At 73.6% G+C, this 14,922-nt stretch carries 13 protein-coding genes; 6 read left to right on the forward strand and 7 right to left on the reverse strand.

What is annotated here, in order from left to right:
- The first annotated feature begins 90 nt into the window (after positions 1–90).
- Positions 91–1,095: a 2-dehydropantoate 2-reductase gene (locus tag K7862_RS15770; protein WP_222963217.1), complete on the forward strand. Its 1,005-nt coding sequence runs from the start codon at positions 91–93 to the stop codon at positions 1,093–1,095.
- 123 nt (positions 1,096–1,218) lie between these two features.
- Positions 1,219–2,367 (forward strand): MFS transporter, encoded by a 1,149-nt coding sequence (locus tag K7862_RS15775; RefSeq protein WP_222963237.1) that lies wholly within the window; start codon positions 1,219–1,221, stop codon positions 2,365–2,367.
- A 46-nt stretch (positions 2,368–2,413) separates the two neighbouring features.
- Here the strand turns inward: K7862_RS15775 and K7862_RS15780 are convergent, their stop codons facing one another.
- The gene (locus tag K7862_RS15780; RefSeq protein ID WP_222963218.1) at positions 2,414–3,433 is read right to left on the reverse strand and encodes a cytochrome d ubiquinol oxidase subunit II; all 1,020 of its coding nucleotides are present in this window, start codon (positions 3,431–3,433) and stop codon (positions 2,414–2,416) included.
- Positions 3,430–4,896: a cytochrome ubiquinol oxidase subunit I gene (locus K7862_RS15785; protein ID WP_308012009.1), complete on the reverse strand. Its 1,467-nt coding sequence runs from the start codon at positions 4,894–4,896 to the stop codon at positions 3,430–3,432. Before K7862_RS15785 ends, K7862_RS15780 begins: the two co-directional genes overlap by 4 nt.
- Before the next feature lie 333 nt (positions 4,897–5,229).
- On the opposite strand from K7862_RS15785, the gene K7862_RS15790 reads away from it, so the two are divergent.
- Entirely contained in the window at positions 5,230–7,179 is a 1,950-nt protein-coding gene (locus tag K7862_RS15790; protein ID WP_222963219.1) for a multicopper oxidase family protein, read from the forward strand.
- A 315-nt stretch (positions 7,180–7,494) separates the two neighbouring features.
- On the opposite strand, the gene K7862_RS15795 is transcribed toward K7862_RS15790, so the two are convergent.
- The 4 genes from K7862_RS15795 to K7862_RS15810 all read right to left on the reverse strand — a co-directional run bounded on the left by K7862_RS15795 (position 7,495) and on the right by K7862_RS15810 (position 12,207).
- Complete coding sequence (locus K7862_RS15795; RefSeq protein ID WP_222963220.1) at positions 7,495–10,239, reverse strand: AfsR/SARP family transcriptional regulator; 2,745 nt, start codon at positions 10,237–10,239, stop codon at positions 7,495–7,497.
- A gap of 8 nt (positions 10,240–10,247) precedes the next feature.
- A complete protein-coding gene (locus K7862_RS15800; protein ID WP_222963221.1) occupies positions 10,248–10,901 on the reverse strand; it encodes a mycothiol-dependent nitroreductase Rv2466c family protein in 654 nt (217 codons plus the stop codon).
- A 53-nt stretch (positions 10,902–10,954) separates the two neighbouring features.
- Positions 10,955–11,413 (reverse strand): VOC family protein, encoded by a 459-nt coding sequence (locus tag K7862_RS15805; RefSeq protein ID WP_222963222.1) that lies wholly within the window; start codon positions 11,411–11,413, stop codon positions 10,955–10,957.
- A gap of 170 nt (positions 11,414–11,583) precedes the next feature.
- On the reverse strand, positions 11,584–12,207 hold the full coding sequence (locus K7862_RS15810; RefSeq protein ID WP_222963223.1) for a TetR/AcrR family transcriptional regulator: 624 nt from the start codon (positions 12,205–12,207) through the stop codon (positions 11,584–11,586).
- A gap of 147 nt (positions 12,208–12,354) precedes the next feature.
- Between K7862_RS15810 and K7862_RS15815 the strand changes: the two genes are divergently transcribed.
- On the forward strand, positions 12,355–12,720 hold the full coding sequence (locus tag K7862_RS15815) for an SgcJ/EcaC family oxidoreductase (protein WP_222963224.1): 366 nt from the start codon (positions 12,355–12,357) through the stop codon (positions 12,718–12,720).
- 44 nt (positions 12,721–12,764) lie between these two features.
- Here the strand turns inward: K7862_RS15815 and K7862_RS15820 are convergent, their stop codons facing one another.
- The gene (locus tag K7862_RS15820; protein ID WP_222963225.1) at positions 12,765–13,433 is read right to left on the reverse strand and encodes an acetate uptake transporter; all 669 of its coding nucleotides are present in this window, start codon (positions 13,431–13,433) and stop codon (positions 12,765–12,767) included.
- A gap of 213 nt (positions 13,434–13,646) precedes the next feature.
- Between K7862_RS15820 and K7862_RS15825 the strand changes: the two genes are divergently transcribed.
- A complete protein-coding gene (locus K7862_RS15825) occupies positions 13,647–14,450 on the forward strand; it encodes an MBL fold metallo-hydrolase (protein ID WP_222963226.1) in 804 nt (267 codons plus the stop codon).
- A gap of 184 nt (positions 14,451–14,634) precedes the next feature.
- The coding region (locus K7862_RS15830; RefSeq protein ID WP_504740055.1) for a type 1 glutamine amidotransferase family protein at positions 14,635–14,922 on the forward strand (288 nt) is incomplete at its 3' end.

The raw sequence follows: 14,922 nt of genomic DNA on the forward strand, positions 1-14,922 counted from the left end.
CGACCCCTCGGTGCGGGCGCCCCGCCTCCCGCCCCTTCGGTCACCATCGCCGTTCCCCTGTGCATCGCCCCCACCCCGCAGGAGCCGCCCATGACCACGCCCCGCTTCGCCGTCCTCGGCGCCGGCAGCATCGGCTGTCACCTCGGCGGCCATCTCGTCGCCGCCGGGTACGACGTGGCGTTCGTCGGCCGGCCCGCCGCCATGGACGTCCTGCGTGAGCGGGGCCTGACCCTCAGCACGTCCGTCCGGCCGCCGGCCCACCTCCCGCCCGACCGGCTGACGCTGGCCACCGCCGCCGAGGCCGCGGCCGGCGCCGACTACGTGCTGGTCACCGTGAAGACCGCCGCCACCCGTGCGGCCGCCGGTGACCTGGCCGCCCATCTCGCCCCGGGCGCCGTCGTGGTCAGCTTCCAGAACGGGCTGCACAACCCCGCCACTCTGCGTGCCGCGCTTCCCGGGCACACCGTGCGGGCCGGGATGGTGCCCTACAACGTGGTGGGGTCCGCGCCCGGCACCGTGCACCAGGGCATGCCGGGCCGGCTCATGACCGAGCCCGACGACACGCTCGCCACCGCCCTGCGCAAGGCCGGTCTGTCCGTCGAGGCCCGCGCCGACATGCCCGAGGTGCAGCACGCCAAGCTGCTGATGAACCTCAACAACGCGGTCAACGCCCTGTCCGGGCTGCCGCTGCGCGACCAGCTCGGCCTGCGTCCGTACCGCCGCTGTCTGGCGCTGTGCCAGCGTGAGGCGCTCGCCGCCTACCGGGCTGCCGGGGTCACGCCCGCCCGCCTCGGCCCCACGGCGCCCGGTGTCACCCCCTATGTGCTGGGGCTGCCCGACGGGGTCTTCCGCCGGGTGGCCGCCGCCTCGCTGCGCATCGACGCGCACGCGCGGTCCTCGATGTGGGAGGACCTGCAACGCGGCCGGGCCACCGAGATCGACTCGCTGCAGGGCGAGGTCGTCGCCCTCGCCGCGGCCCACGGTCGGGGCGCTCCGGCCAACGCCCGCCTCGCCGCCCTCGTCCACGCGGCCGAGTCCGCGCCCCGCACCTGGAGCGGGCCGGAGCTGTACGCCGAACTGCGCGCCGCCCGGTGACGGGGGCCGGCCGCTCCGACACCGCCGAGGAATCAACCCGGCCCCGGCGGACCGGGTGACTAGGGTGAGGACGTGACCTCTTCCCGTCAGGAGAAGCGTCCGGTGCACGCCTGGTACGCGCTGATGGCGCTGGTGTTCGCCGTGGTCATGGCGGGGACGACGCTGCCGACGCCGCTGTACGACCTCTACCGCAAGGACATCGGCTTCTCCGAGTTCGTCGTCACGGTGGTCTTCGCCGTCTACGCCTGCGGGGTGATCGCCGCCCTGCTGATCGCCGGGTCGTTCTCGGACGTGCTCGGGCGGCGGCCGGTCCTCATGGCGGGCATCGGCTTCTCGATGCTGAGCGCGGTGTGCTTCCTCGCCGCCCACGGACTGCCGCTGCTGTTCGTCGGACGGGTGTTCTCGGGCTTCTCCGCGGGGCTGTTCAGCGGGGCGGCGACCGCGGCCATCATGGAACTGGCGGCGCCAGAGCAGCGGGGACGCGCGGGCCTGGCCGCGACCGTGGCCAACATGGGCGGCCTGGGATGCGGGCCGGTCCTCGCCGGACTGCTGGGGGAGTACGCGCCCCACCCGCTGCGGCTGACGTTCGTGGTCCATCTCGGGCTGCTCGCGCTGTCCTTCGCCGCGGTGTGGATCGCCCCGGAGACCGTCGCCCGGCAGGATCCGCGGCCGCCGCTGCGCGTGCAGGGAATGGTGGTCCCCGTCCAGGCGCGTGCGGCGTTCAGGCCGGCGGCCGTCGCCGTGTTCGCCGGGTTCTCGGTCCTGGGCCTGTTCACCGCGGTCACACCGGCCTTCCTCGCGAAGTACCTGGGCGTCGACAACATCGCGGCCTCCGGCGCGGTCGTCATGTCCGCCTTCCTCGCCTCGCTCGCCGGGCAGTCCCTCATGGGCCTTCTCGGCGTCGCGCGTTCACTGTTCCTGGGCTGCGTGGTGCTGGTGGCCGGACTGGTGCTGATCGGGGTGTCGCTGCTGGACGAGAACCTGGGGCTGCTGGTCGGTGGTGCCATGGTGAGCGGGCTGGGGCAGGGACTGTCGTTCCGCAGCAGCGTCGCCACGGTGAGCCGCGTCGCACCGGAGGAGCAGCGCGGCGCCACGCTCTCGGCGCTCTTCGTCGCGGGCTACGTCGGGCTGTCCATCCCGGTCGTCGGCATCGGCGCCGTGGCCCTCGGGCCGGGGCTGCGCAGCGCGGGCGTGCTCTTCGTGGCCTGCGTGATCGTGCTCGCCGCCGCCGTCTCCGTCTATCTGGTGCGCCGCCCGCTGCCCGTCACCTGACCCCGCCGCCCGCGTCCTTCGCGGGCTGCGGTGTGGTGAGGGGCCGTCAGCCGCTGATCTGGTCGGTCACGCCCCCGAGGCGGCCGCGGCCGGCCAGGCGGAACAGGACGACCAGGGAGGGGAGGATGACCGCGCCGGCGGCGATCGCCACGCCGACCAGGACCCACTGGGTGGGGCGCGGGGCGGCCCCCGCGTCGAGGGTGAGATGGGTGCCCAGGAGATACGGGTACTGCGCGACGCCCCAGCCGAGGACGACCAGCGCCACTGCCGCGCCCGCCGTCTCGCGCAGCCCGAACGGGATGCCGGCCCGCCGCAGCATCAGGCCGATGCTGCCGAGCCCGGCGACGGCCGCCAGGATCACCAGGGGCAGCGCGCGATGGCTGAGTTCGACGAACAGACGGTGGGCGTCGCTGCGCAGGATGAAGATGCCCGCGATGCTGACGAGTCCGGTCACCACCGCGGCCGCCAGGGCGCGGTCGCGGAAGTAGCCCTCCAGGTCCGTGTCCCCCTGGCGCGCGGCCGCCACGCACAGATACGCCGCCGCCAGGTAGGCGCACACCAGCACGGCCAGGACCCCGCCGAGCGCGGACGTCGGGTTGAGCCAGCTCGTCGCGGGATCACCGTTACCGGCCGTCGGCACCCGTCCGGAGGCGATGCCGCCGGCGACCGAGCCGAAGCAGTAGGGCGCCAGCAGCGACGACAGCGCGAACGCGGCACCGTAGACGCGCTGTTCGGGGGTGCGCAGCGAGGCGTGGCGGAAGGCGAAACCCGCGCCGCGCAGCACGATGCCCAGCGCCGCGAGGCCCAGCGGGATGTAGAGGGTGGTGGTGATCGCGGCGAACGCCCGGGGGAAGCCGGTCCAGAGCATCACCAGGCAGTAGATGAGCCAGGTGTGGTTGGCCTCCCACACCGGGCTCAGCGAGACGTCGACGAGGTGGCGCGGCGCCCGGCCGCGGGCGGCGCCGCCGGCCGTCAGGTCCCAGAACCCCGCGCCGAAGTCGGCGCCGCCGAGCACGGCGTAGGCCACCACCCCGACGAACAGGAAGACCGCGATCAGGTCGGTCATCGGGTCCCCGCCTCCTCGGGCGGCGCGCCCGCGACCCCGCCGCGCGGCCCGTACGGCACGACCACGCTGTCGTCGCCCCCGGCCTGCCACCGCCGCTTCATCGAGACGAGGACCGCGCCCGCGGTCAGGCCGACGGCCAGGTAGATGGCCAGGACGGCGGCGAAGAACGCCCACAGGTTCCCCTGGGTGGCCACCGCGTCCCTGGTCAGGAGGTGTCCGACGACGATCCAGGGCTGGCGGCCCACCTCGGTGACGATCCACCCCGTCTCCAGGCAGACGACGGCGGCGACACCGCTGACGGCGCAGGCCCGCAGGAACCATCGCTGCTGCTCCAGCACTCGGCGGCGCCACAGCAGCCAGGCGCACCACAGGCCGAGGGCCAGCAGGGCGAAGGAGAGGCCCACCATGACGTCGAAGGACAGGTGGACGAGGCTCACCTCGCGGTCGGTGGGCCGGTGCTGGGCCGGGATCGCCTCCAGGCCCGAGATCCGGGTGTTGACGCTGAACCCGGCCAGCAGTGACGCGCCGTCGGGGATCTGCAGGCCGCCGCGGACCTTTCCGTCGAGCAGGATGCCGCCGAGCGTCTCCGGCACGTGGGTGCCGGTGGTCGGCAGGAGCTCGATCGCCGAGAACTTCGCCGGCTCGGAGTCGAAGACGTAGCGGGCGATGGTGTCGCCCACGACGATCTGGCAGGGCACCGCGACCGCGGCGATGGCGAAAGCGATGAGGAAGCCCAGCCGGTTGTACCTCGCCGCGTCGTGCCCCGCCGACGTCGTCGCCCGCCCCTCGTCCGGGACGGTGCGGCGCCGCAGCATGCCCACGGCGTAGACGCTCGCCACCACGAACCCGGCCACGATGTAGGCGGCCAGCAGCATGTGGAGCAGCTCGTACCAGAAGGCGCCGTTGAAGAAGACCTTCCCCGGACTGACGTCGGCCACCCGGCCGTTGACCAGGGTGAAGCCGCCGGGCTGGTTCATCCAGCTGTTCGCGGCGATCACCGCGGCGGCTCCGCCGATGCTGGACAGCGAGACCACGACGCCCGTCCAGAAGTGCGGCCAGGGCCGCAGCCGCCGCCAGCCGTAGATGTAGATGGAGACGAAGATCGCCTCGGTGAAGAAGAACAGTCCCTCGATGGCGAACGGGAAGCCGAAGGCGGCTCCGTAGCGGCCCATCAGGCCGGGCCAGAGGATGCCGAGTTCGAAGGAGAGCACGGTTCCGGTGATGGCGCCGACGGCGAAGAGCACCGCCGAGACCTTGGCCCACCGCTGGGCCAGCACCATCGCCTCCGCGTCACCCTTGCGCAGCCCCCGGTAGTGCGCCACGAGCATCAGCGTGGTCAGCGCCACCCCGAACGGCACCAGGATGATGTGGAACCCCAGGGTGAAGGCCATCTGCTCGCGCGCGGGCAGCAGTTGGGACGGATCGCCCGCCGCGGCGACGTGCGGCCCGAGCACGTCCTGCACCGGCCTCACAACGCGCGCCGCCGCTCGGCCGCACGACCCGAGCCCGGCCGGGGGCACCCGGCCGGGCGTCCACACCCGATCATGCGCCACCACCCTCACTGCTCGCCACGAGTACCCGGATGACCACCCTAAGTCACACCGCGGGACCTCCCCGGCATTGCCGCCACGCGTCCCGGCCGTCCGGGGCCCGCGGCCGGAGCGCCGTATGCGGGACGTCAACAGAACGCCAACACCGCTCTGTCACCTTGAGCTGAACCTGTGCGTCGTCCCTGCTCAGCCGCGTGAAGACGGCCGGGCGGCGGACCGCGGAAGAAGAGCCAAGGAGTAACACCTGTGACCGGAAAGCACAGCAGACGACGGTTCCTCAGCATGGCCACCGGGACCATGGCCGGGGTTGCCGTCACGTCGGCGGCGTTCTACAGCGCCACCGAGCTGATGCGTGCGAATGCGGCCGAGAACGGCGGGTTCGACGGTGTGTCGAGCCCGCAGTACACCGATCTGACACCCTTCAAGGACAAGCTGCGACAGCCTCCCACGCTCGCCCCCAAGCACGACGGCATCACCGAGATGGAGATGGTGAACCAGACGGTCCGTCTGCACTCCCAGCTCCCGCCGGTGCCGATGTGGACCTACGCCGGGCACTTCCCCGGCCCCACGATCGAGGCGCGGCGCGGTGAACGCCTCCGCTTCGCCTGGACCAACAAGCTGCGCGGCACCCTCCCCGTCAAGGCGGTCTACGTCGCCCCCGACGGCCCCCCGCCGGGCCTCCACCCCTACAACGTGGCCGGTTCCGGCGGCGCGGCCGAGCGCCCCGACATGGCCGCGCTGACGCCGTGGACCGCGGTGCACCTGCACGGCGGCTACCAGCACGCGATCAGCGACGGGCAGCCCGACGACGCGGTGACCCCAGGCAGCAGCCAGCTCACGGAGTACACCAACGAGAAGGCGGCGCACCTCTTCTACCACGACCACGCGATGCCGGTGACCGGCCCCAACGTGCTGAGCGGGCTGGCCGGTTCGTACCTCGTGCGGGACGAGCGGGAGGACGCGCTCGGCCTCCCGAAGGACGACTACGAGGTCACCTTGTCCCTGGCGGACATCAACTTCGAGAAGGACGCCCAGGGGCGTCTCGAAGGCCGCATCCTCTACAAGCGGATCGCCGCCGCGCCGGCGTCCTCGCCCGACGCGAACCCGCCCACCCTGGCCTTCGAGGGACCCTTCACCATCGTCAACGGCGTGGTGTGGCCGTACATGGACGTCGAGGCGCGCGCCTACCGCTTCCGCATGGTCAACAACTCGCTGACCCGCCAGTTCATCCTGGCCCTCCTCGACGAGGCGACCGGGAAGCCGCTGCCGGGCGCGGTCACGGTCATCGGAACCGACGGCGGCCTGCTGGGCGAGCCGCAGCCCGCGGGCGAGACGATCTCGCTCATGCCGGCCGAACGCGTCGACGTGGTCATCGACTTCTCGGTGTTCGCGGGCAAGCGGCTGCGCTTCGTCAACACCATCCCGGGCGTGCCCGCGGGCTCGCCCGTGCCGGACGCCGGTGTCGGACGTCCTGAGGTGATGCAGTTCCGGGTCGGCCGCAACGCCGCGCCCAAGTACCGTGTGCCCAGGAAGCTGTCGGCCGCCTTCCGGCCGCTGACCGCCAAGGACGTGCCGGCCGACGCGGTGGAGCGCTTCGTCGGGCTGATCGTGGACAAGTTCGGCATGCCGGCCCTCCAGGAGCTCCAGGAGGTCGCGTCCGGCACGAAGACCGGCCCCGGCATCGTGCAGCTCGAACTGGACGGGAAGCTGCGCACCTTCCGCGGGGTGGCGAACTACTTCGAGGACCGCACCAACTTCTACGCCGCGAGCGGCGGGTTCGAGGTGTGGACGTTCCTCAACGCGGGGCCGATCCCCATCCCGCACCCGATCCACATCCACCTGATCGACTTCCAGTTGCTGCAGCGCAACGCCCTCAAGGGCACGATCGACACCGCGACGCAGAGCACCGCGCAGCCCCTCACCCTGGGTGCGGCGCAGCCGATCGCGCCGGAGGAGTCGGGCTGGAAGGACACCGTCCTGGTGCCGGGCAACTCCATGGTCCGCGTCGCCGGCCGGTTCGGTGCGCAGACCGGCCGGTTCATGTACCACTGCCACCTCCTCGACCACGAGGACGACGGCATGATGCGGCCGGTCGTGATCATGCCGCCCGCCGTTCTCACCGTGCAGAAGCGGCAGATGGCGCTCATGGGGTCGAGCACCGGCATGTCCGACGACATGCCCGGCATGAAGATGTGAGTTGCCGCCGCGGCCCGGCGGGGGCGTGAGCACCGGCTCGTGAGCGCGCAGGCGCCCGGGCCGCCGGCTCCCCCCGCCGGGCCGCGGCTGCGCCACGGAGGTGCCGCGGCCGTGTCGAGGCGAAGGGCCGGCCGGCCCAGGACTGTTGCGCCGGCCTGCCCGCGGCCCTTGCGCCGGCCATCCTGTGGCCCTCGTACCGGTCATCCTGTGGCTCTCGCGCCGGCCGGGGCGTGGCCCTCGCAACAGCCGGCCCGCGGCCCTCGCAACGGTCAGGGCGCGGTCGTCGCCCCGGTCACCCCGCGGCCCTCGCAACGGTCAGCGCTCGGCCGTCGCCCCGGTCAGCCGGGCCGCCAGGCAGGCCAGCCGGCTCAGCACCTCCGCCACCGTCGTGCCCGCCGGTACGTCCCGGCCCCCGGCCGCGCTCTCCGCCGTACCCGCGGGCCGGTTGACGCGCCACGCCGCCGCCCCGGACGGTCCGGGCAGCCCGGACGATCCCGAGGCTCCGGACGGCGTCGGCACTCCGGACGGTCCCGCCGTCCCGGACGGCCCCGACGACTCTCCAGCCGCCGGACCCGGCCGCGACGCCTGCACCGGCCGTCCGGCCGCCGACGCCGCCATGCCGGTCTTCGCCGCCATGCCGGTCTTCGCCGACTGCGCCGCCACCACCGTGAACTGCCGGTGCTCGGCCCGCAGCCACGCCCGCGCCGTCTCCGGCCGGCAGAAGGAGAGGCCGCCGCACCCCGCGTCCGGAAGATCCAGCTCGGGGTCGAGGCGCAGCAGCGCCTCGCGCGCGGTGGCGGCGTAGAACGCGGCCAGCCGGGCCAGCGCGGCGTCGCACGCCTCGCGCCCCTCGTCGGCCACCGCCCGGCTCAGGGCGAACATCCGCAAGGGGTAGAGGAGGCGGAAGCGGTCACAGGCCTCCGCCTCGATCAGGTGGACGTCGGCGAGCGACTCCAGCAGCGCCGCCGTGTCCCGCTCCGGCAGGCCGAGGACGGCCGCCGCGGCGGCCAGCGAGATGTCCGGGGTCTCGGGGACCGCGAGCAGGCACAGTGCCCGGGCCTGATCCGGGCACAGCTCGCGCAGCGCGGAGCCGTACCGGTCCCAGAGCGCCCGGCACTCCGCGGGCAGCGGCCCCGGCGCGTGGCCGCGATCGCTCAGACGCTCCAGCGACACGGTCAGCGCCCACCATGGATGGGCCGCCAGCCGCGCCGCCATCGCATGGACAACCTGCGGCAGTCCGGCGGTGAGCCGCACCAGGCTGCGCGCCTCGACGGGTTCGGCCGCGATCCGCTCCTCGCCGATGAGCGTGCCCAGCAGCGCGACCCCTTCGTCGTCCGTCAGCCCGCCGACGGTCACCCACTCGGCGTGGGCGGGCCCGAACAGCCTGCGGCGGGCGGTCACCAGGACCGCCGGCCCGCAGGACCCGGGCAGCAGGTCCAGGACCTGTTCGGCAGCCGTGACACCGTTGACGACCAGGAGCAGCCGGCGCCCGGCGGTGGCGGACCGCCAGAGAGCGGCGCGCTCGATCGCCGTGGCGGGCACGTCCCGGTCGGCGACGCCCACACCGCGCAGCAGCCCGGCCAGGACCTCGGTGGAGAGCGGCGGTGTGCCGTCCACCCTCGCGCCCAGGTCGACGTAGAACTGCCCGTCGGGGAAGTCCGCGGCGACGGTGTGGCCGGCGTGGACCGCAAGGGCCGTCTTGCCGACACCGGGCGGACCGGTCAGGCCCAGCACCGGGACGGACGCCCCCGCCGCTCCGGAGCTTCCCCGCTTCAGGGTGTCCGCGACACGGCGTACGAGGTCGGCGCGACCGGTGAAGTGCGCCAGATCCGGGGGGAGTTGCATGGGCCGCACCGCGGCGACGGGACGAGCGGCGAGCGGCTGGGGCGGCGGTGGCGGTGGCGGTTGCGGCGAAGGCGGCGGTGGTTGCGGGGACGCGGCCGGTGCGTTCGGCGGCCGGAGGCGCGTCGCCCGCGTTGCCGGCGGGTGCGCGGCCGGCAAAGGGCTGACCGCCGTCGCCGTCGCCGTCGCCGACGGGACGGGGCCGGAAGCCGCGGGGGCCGGTGGCAGCGGGCCGGGACGCCGACCGGGAGGGGTGGGAACGGCCGGCGGGCGCGTGCCGAGCGGTGGCGCTTCCGGCGGCCCGATGCCGAACAGGGAGTGCCGGCTCGGCGGCACCCCGGGGTGCGGCCGTTCCAGGGTCGGGTCGGAGCCCAGGATGCGGCGCTGCATGCGCTGGAGCTGGGGGCCGGGTTCCAGACCGAGCTCGTCGGCGAGCAACTGGCGCGCGTCCTGGTAGACGCCGAGCGCCTCGGCCTGCCGGCCCGCCCGGTACAGGGCGAGCATGAGCAGCACACGGGTCTGCTCGCGCAGCGGCTCCTCGGCGACCACCGAGGCCAGCAGCCCCACGGCCTCGGCCGGGCGGCCGAGCGTGAGCTGGGCCGCGGCGTATTCCTCGACGGCGGTGAGCCGGCGCTGGTCCAGCCGGACCCGCTCGTGCTCGGCGTACTCGGCCCGGACGCCGGTGAGCGGGGCGCCCTTCCACAGCGCGAGGGCCGCCGCCAGCCGCTCGGCCTCGGTCTCCGGGTCGCCGTCGGCGCCGGCCTCGCGTGCCGCCCGCAGCAGGCGCTCGAACTCGGCGAGGTCACTGGAGCCGTGGGCGGCGGGCACGGCGTAGCCGCCGCCCACCGAGGTGATGACCGGATCCGGTGTGCCGCCCGCGAGCGCCCGGCGCAGGCGGGAGATGTACGTGCGGATCGTCGCCCGCGCGGCGGGCGGCGCGAGGTCGCCCCACAGGGCGGCCACGAGCTGGTCCAGGGTCAGGACCGCTCCGTCGTGCAGCAGCAGCGCCGTCAGCACCGCGCGCTGCTGCGGCGAACCGAGGGCGATCTCGTGGTCGCCGCGCCAGGCGCGCACCGGACCGAGCACCTCGAACCACGGGGGCCGGCCCGCCCCCGCCTCACCGGCGGTGCGGGGGGCGGGGGCGGGCCGGGGCGGGGCGGGTCCGGACGGGGCGGCGGCTGCGGCGGGCACGGTGGGGACGGCCGGCGTCTCATCCATGGACGTGTTCAGCTGAAATCGGGCCCGCTGGTGCGCGTGCGCTTGATCTCGTAGAACCCCGGTGTCGAGGCCGCGGTGAGGACGCCGTCCCAGAGCTTGGCCGCCTCCTCGCCCTTGGGCGCGGGATTCACGACGGGCCCGAAGAACGCGACTGGGTCGCTGCCCGCGTCCGGGCCGGGCACGGCGATGATCGGGCTGCCGACGTCCTGGCCGACCAGGGTGATGCCGCGGCTGTGCGAGGCGCGCAGCTCCGCGTCCCAGCGGTCGGTGTCACCGGCGTCGGCCAGCTCCACCGGCAGTCCCACGTCACGCAGCGCGGCCTCCAGCGTCGCCCGGTTCCGGGGCTCCTGCCGCAGGTGGTAGCGGGTGCCGAGCGCGGTGTAGAGCGGTTCGAGCCACTCCGGGCCGTGCAGCTGCCCGACCGCGACCAGCACGCGTACCGGCGCCCACGCCTGGCCCATCAGCTCGCGGATGTGGTCGGGCAGTTCGTCGAGCCGGTTCTCGTTGAGCACGGACAGGCTCATCACGTGCCAGGACACCGTCACGGGCCGGGCCTCGCGGACCTCCAGCATCCAGCGGGACGTCAGCCAGGTCCACGGGCAGACCGGGTCGAACCAGAAGTCGACGTTCGTGGGGGAGGCGGGGGAGGGCGACGGGGACACGGGGAACTCCAGAGGTTGTGCGGCGGCGGGTCGTTGCGGATCGGGAGCGGGGCTCACTGCTGCGGCCCTGCGGCCCACAGCTCCCACGGGATGCCGTCCGGGTCGGTCACGGTGAGGAATTCCGCGTATCCGGTGTCGCGTACCGGCGAGTGCGGGAACCCGAGGCCGTCCAGGTGACGGATCCACGCCTCGAGGGCGGCGCGGTCGGCGACGGTGAGCGAGAAGTGGTCGAGCCCGGTCCGGGACGGGTCGAACAGGTCGCCGCTGCGGCGCAGCGGCTCGTGCACGGCCAGTGTCAGACCGCCGGCGGCGTGGCGCATGAGCTGGCGCGGGTGCCCCGCCTCGACCGGTCCCGGCCGCACGTCCCCGACCCGCTCGAATCCCAGCGCGCGCTCGTACCAGTCGACGCTGGTCTCCAGGTCACGAACCACGACGGCGATGTGGGCGATACCGGTGAAGCCGGGGAAGCCGTTGGCGTCGGGGGAGCCGGTGGAGCCGGGGAAGGGTGACATGTGCGGTGTGGTCCTCTCGGCGGGTGCGGGCGGCGCCACGCCCCGGCGTGCGGTAGTCGGTCGGTCGGCTACCTCAGTGAACGCATGCGGACGGGCGAAGTCAAAGCCCGGCCGGGACGGAAATCCTCCTACGTGCGAGGCCAGGCCTCCCACGCCGACGCCGGCGGCGGTCAGGCGCGCACGGCCGTGCCCTCCGGCGCACGCGCCGCGAGAAGCGCCAGGCAGTTGGGCCACAGGCTGCCGAGGCGCCCGGTGCTGTTGTAGAGCTTGGCGAAGAGCACCTGGCCCTCCAGTTGCGCGACCACCGAACGGGCGGCCTCGTGGACGTCGGTCACCCCGGCCTCGCCGCGGTCGCGCGCCTCGGCGACGACCGCCTCGACCATGTCCACCTGTGCGTCGAAGATCTCCTGCAGGCGCGTCCTGACCGCCTCGGTCTGGTTGCTCATCTCCAGGCTGAGGTTCCCGAACATGCAGCCCGAGACCGTGCCGCAGTCCTGCTGGCCGGCGAGCTGCGCGGCCTCGGTCTCCTCGAAGAGCCGGCGCAGCCGGTGCAGCGGCGGGGTGGCGGTGTCGGTCAGCAGGCCCGTCCACGCCGTGCGCTGAGCGGCCCAGTGCTCGTCCAGCACCGTCAGGGCCAGCGACTCCTTGGACTCGAAGAAGTAGTAGAAGCTGCCCTTGGGCACCCCCGCGGCCTTGCAGATCTCGGCCACGCCCAGCGCCGAGTAGCCGCGCAGCTCGATGAGCGCCTGCGCCGCGTCGAGGATCTTCTGCCTGGCATCACTGGTGCGTCCCATGGCACCCAGTCTACGACCGGTCGTCTAGTCTTACTAGACCGGTCGTCTAACATGGGCGGCCGGACACGGCCCACGGGCGGCCCGCACACACCGCATCCGCCGCCCGCCACCGGCATCCGCCGCCCCGCACGCTGAGAGAGAGCCGCCATGAGTCACCCCGTACACGCCGCGCTGGACGGCTGGACCGCCGCCTTCAACCGCCACGACCCCGACGCCATGGCCGAGCTGTTCACCGAGGACGCCCTCTTCCAGGGCTTCGGGCCGGAGCCCACCGAGGGCCGCGACGCCGTGCGCGCCTACTACGCGGTGGTTCCCGCCGACCGGGTCGCGGAGGGCACGGTCCTGCACACGTACACCCTCGGCGAGGACGTGGCGGGCGGTTACGCCGACGTCACGATACGCAACCCCGAGGGCCCGCAGTCGCACGTCTACATGTCGCTCGTCGTGGTGCGCGACGGCGCGGAGTGGCGGATCCGCCAGTACCACGTCTCGCCCGTCATGCCGCAGGACTGAGCCCGCCCGCCGCCGCGGGCCGCCCCCTGCGGAGCGGCCCGCGCTCAGCGGTTCTCCGAGACCTCCCGTTCCCCCGCCGAGCTGGTGAGGGACAGGGGGCGGTTCATGCGGTGACCGAGGTGGGCCAGGCGCTTTCCCGGGTCGGGGAAGGTCGGGATCAGCGGCCGTCCCCAGGTCGTGTTGATCACCCCGGCGAAGGATCCGTACAGGGCGAGCCCCGCGGTGATGAGGCCGGTCGCCCCGCCGGCCCGCCGCCAGGGGTCGGAGTCCAGGAACTCGGCGATCGACAGCAGGGTGAGTGTGGTCGTGGCACCCGTGAAGAGCGCCAGCAGGACGCAGTTCGTCCGCAGTGTCGCGACGGTGAGATAGAACGCCAGAATCGCCCAGGGGAGCGCGAACATCCCGGTCGCGAAAGGCGCCTGGCCGGGCGGCAGGGTCGGCACGATGAAATGGCCGAAGGCGGCATAGGACATCCAGAAGGCGCCGAAGGCGGAGAACGCCGTCCCGCCGAACGTCCCGCCCTGTCTCAGTTCGAAGATGCCGGCCACGAGCTGCACGACTCCGCCGAAGAGAAATGCCGTCGGAAAGACCGCGGCGACCAGCGACGGCCGGACCCCGGCGTTGAAGAGGCTGAGCATGAACGTCGTCGCTCCGAAGGCGGCCAGGCCCAGTGGAGCGGGGTCGGCGACGATACGAGCGGGGGGCTCCGGCATGACAACTCCCGTGTTGGCGACTCCGGCAGGATGGCACCGGGAAACGCCGGAACGCCGCCGCTCCCTCGCGTGCCGCACACCTGCTGACCGTTTGGCGCACAGCCGGCGCCATGTGCGACCCGCTTTCCGGCTGCCTATGGTGGGAGAGCGGCGGGACACCTGGGCGGACTCGGGCGGTCCGCGCGCCGATCCGAGCCGGGAGACGGGAACGCGATGGCCGATCAGGAACTCGTCCGCAGGGAACTGCATGCGACGGTGCTCGGCGGACCCACGACGGTGCTCGACTACGGAGGGCTGCGGATCGTCTCGGACCCGACCTTCGACCCGCCGGGCGGGCAGGGCTATCTGACCAAGACCGAGGGCCCGGCGCTGACCGCCGGACAGCTCGGCGCGGTCGACCTGGTGCTGGTCAGCCATGACGAGCACCCGGACAACCTGGACGCCGCCGGCCGTGCCTTCGCGCTGGCCGCTCCCGCGCTCGTCACCTGTCCCGGCAGTGCGTCCCGGCTGGGGGAGCGGGCGACCGGCCTGGCGTCGTGGGCCGCGGCGACCGTGCCCCGGCCGGGCGGCGGCGAGGTGACCGTGACCGCCGTCCCGGCCGTGCACGGCCCCGAGGACGGGGAGCGCACGGCGGACGGATTCGTCAACTGCGAGGTGACGGGCTTCGTGCTGTCCGGCGACGGCCTGCCCACCGTCTACATCAGCGGCGACAACGCCTCGATCGCGACCGTCGCCGAGATCGCCCGCCGGATGCCGCGGATCGACGCGGCGGTGCTGCACATGGGGGCCGCCCACGTCCCGGCCAAGTTCCAGGACCGGCCGCTGAGTCTGGACAGCGTCCGGGCTGCGGCTGCCGCCGCCGTGCTCGCCGCTCCGGTCGTGCTGGCCGCGCACTACGACGGGTGGGGCCACTTCGCCGAGGGCCGCGACCGCATTGCGACGGCCTTCGACGCCGCCGGACTGTCCTCCCGGCTGCGGGCGCCGGAACACGGCACCTGGACCTCCCTCACGGCCTGAACGCCCCGGCGGACGCACCCCGCCCGGAATTCCAACGCCACGGTTTCCGGGCGGCGTTCGGCGCTGCCCCGCGGAAACGGCCGCTCGGCGCCGCACCCCGGTCCACATGCGGCCCCGGCGGCCCGTGCTTACGCTGGGAAACGGTTGGGCCTACGGTCGGGAAAGAGCCAGGAGGCTGAGCGTCATGGCGAAAATACTGTTCATCGTCACCGGGGCCACGTACTGGGTTCTCAAGGACGGGACGCGGTATGCCACGGGGTACTGGGCCGAGGAGTTCGCGATGCCGTACAAGAAGGTGACCGAGGCCGGGCACGAGGTCACGGTGGGGACGCCTGGCGGTGTGGTGCCGAATGTGGACATGATGAGTCTGCGTCCGTCGATGGCCGGTGGTGAGGACGGTGCGCTGGAGTTGGAGAACATCATTCGGTCCGCGGAGGTGATGCGGCGGCCGTTGAAGTTGTCGGATGTGCGT

It is taken from the genome of Actinacidiphila acidipaludis, assembly GCF_019890725.1.
Taxonomy (GTDB): Bacteria; Actinomycetota; Actinomycetes; order Streptomycetales; family Streptomycetaceae; genus Actinacidiphila; species Actinacidiphila acidipaludis.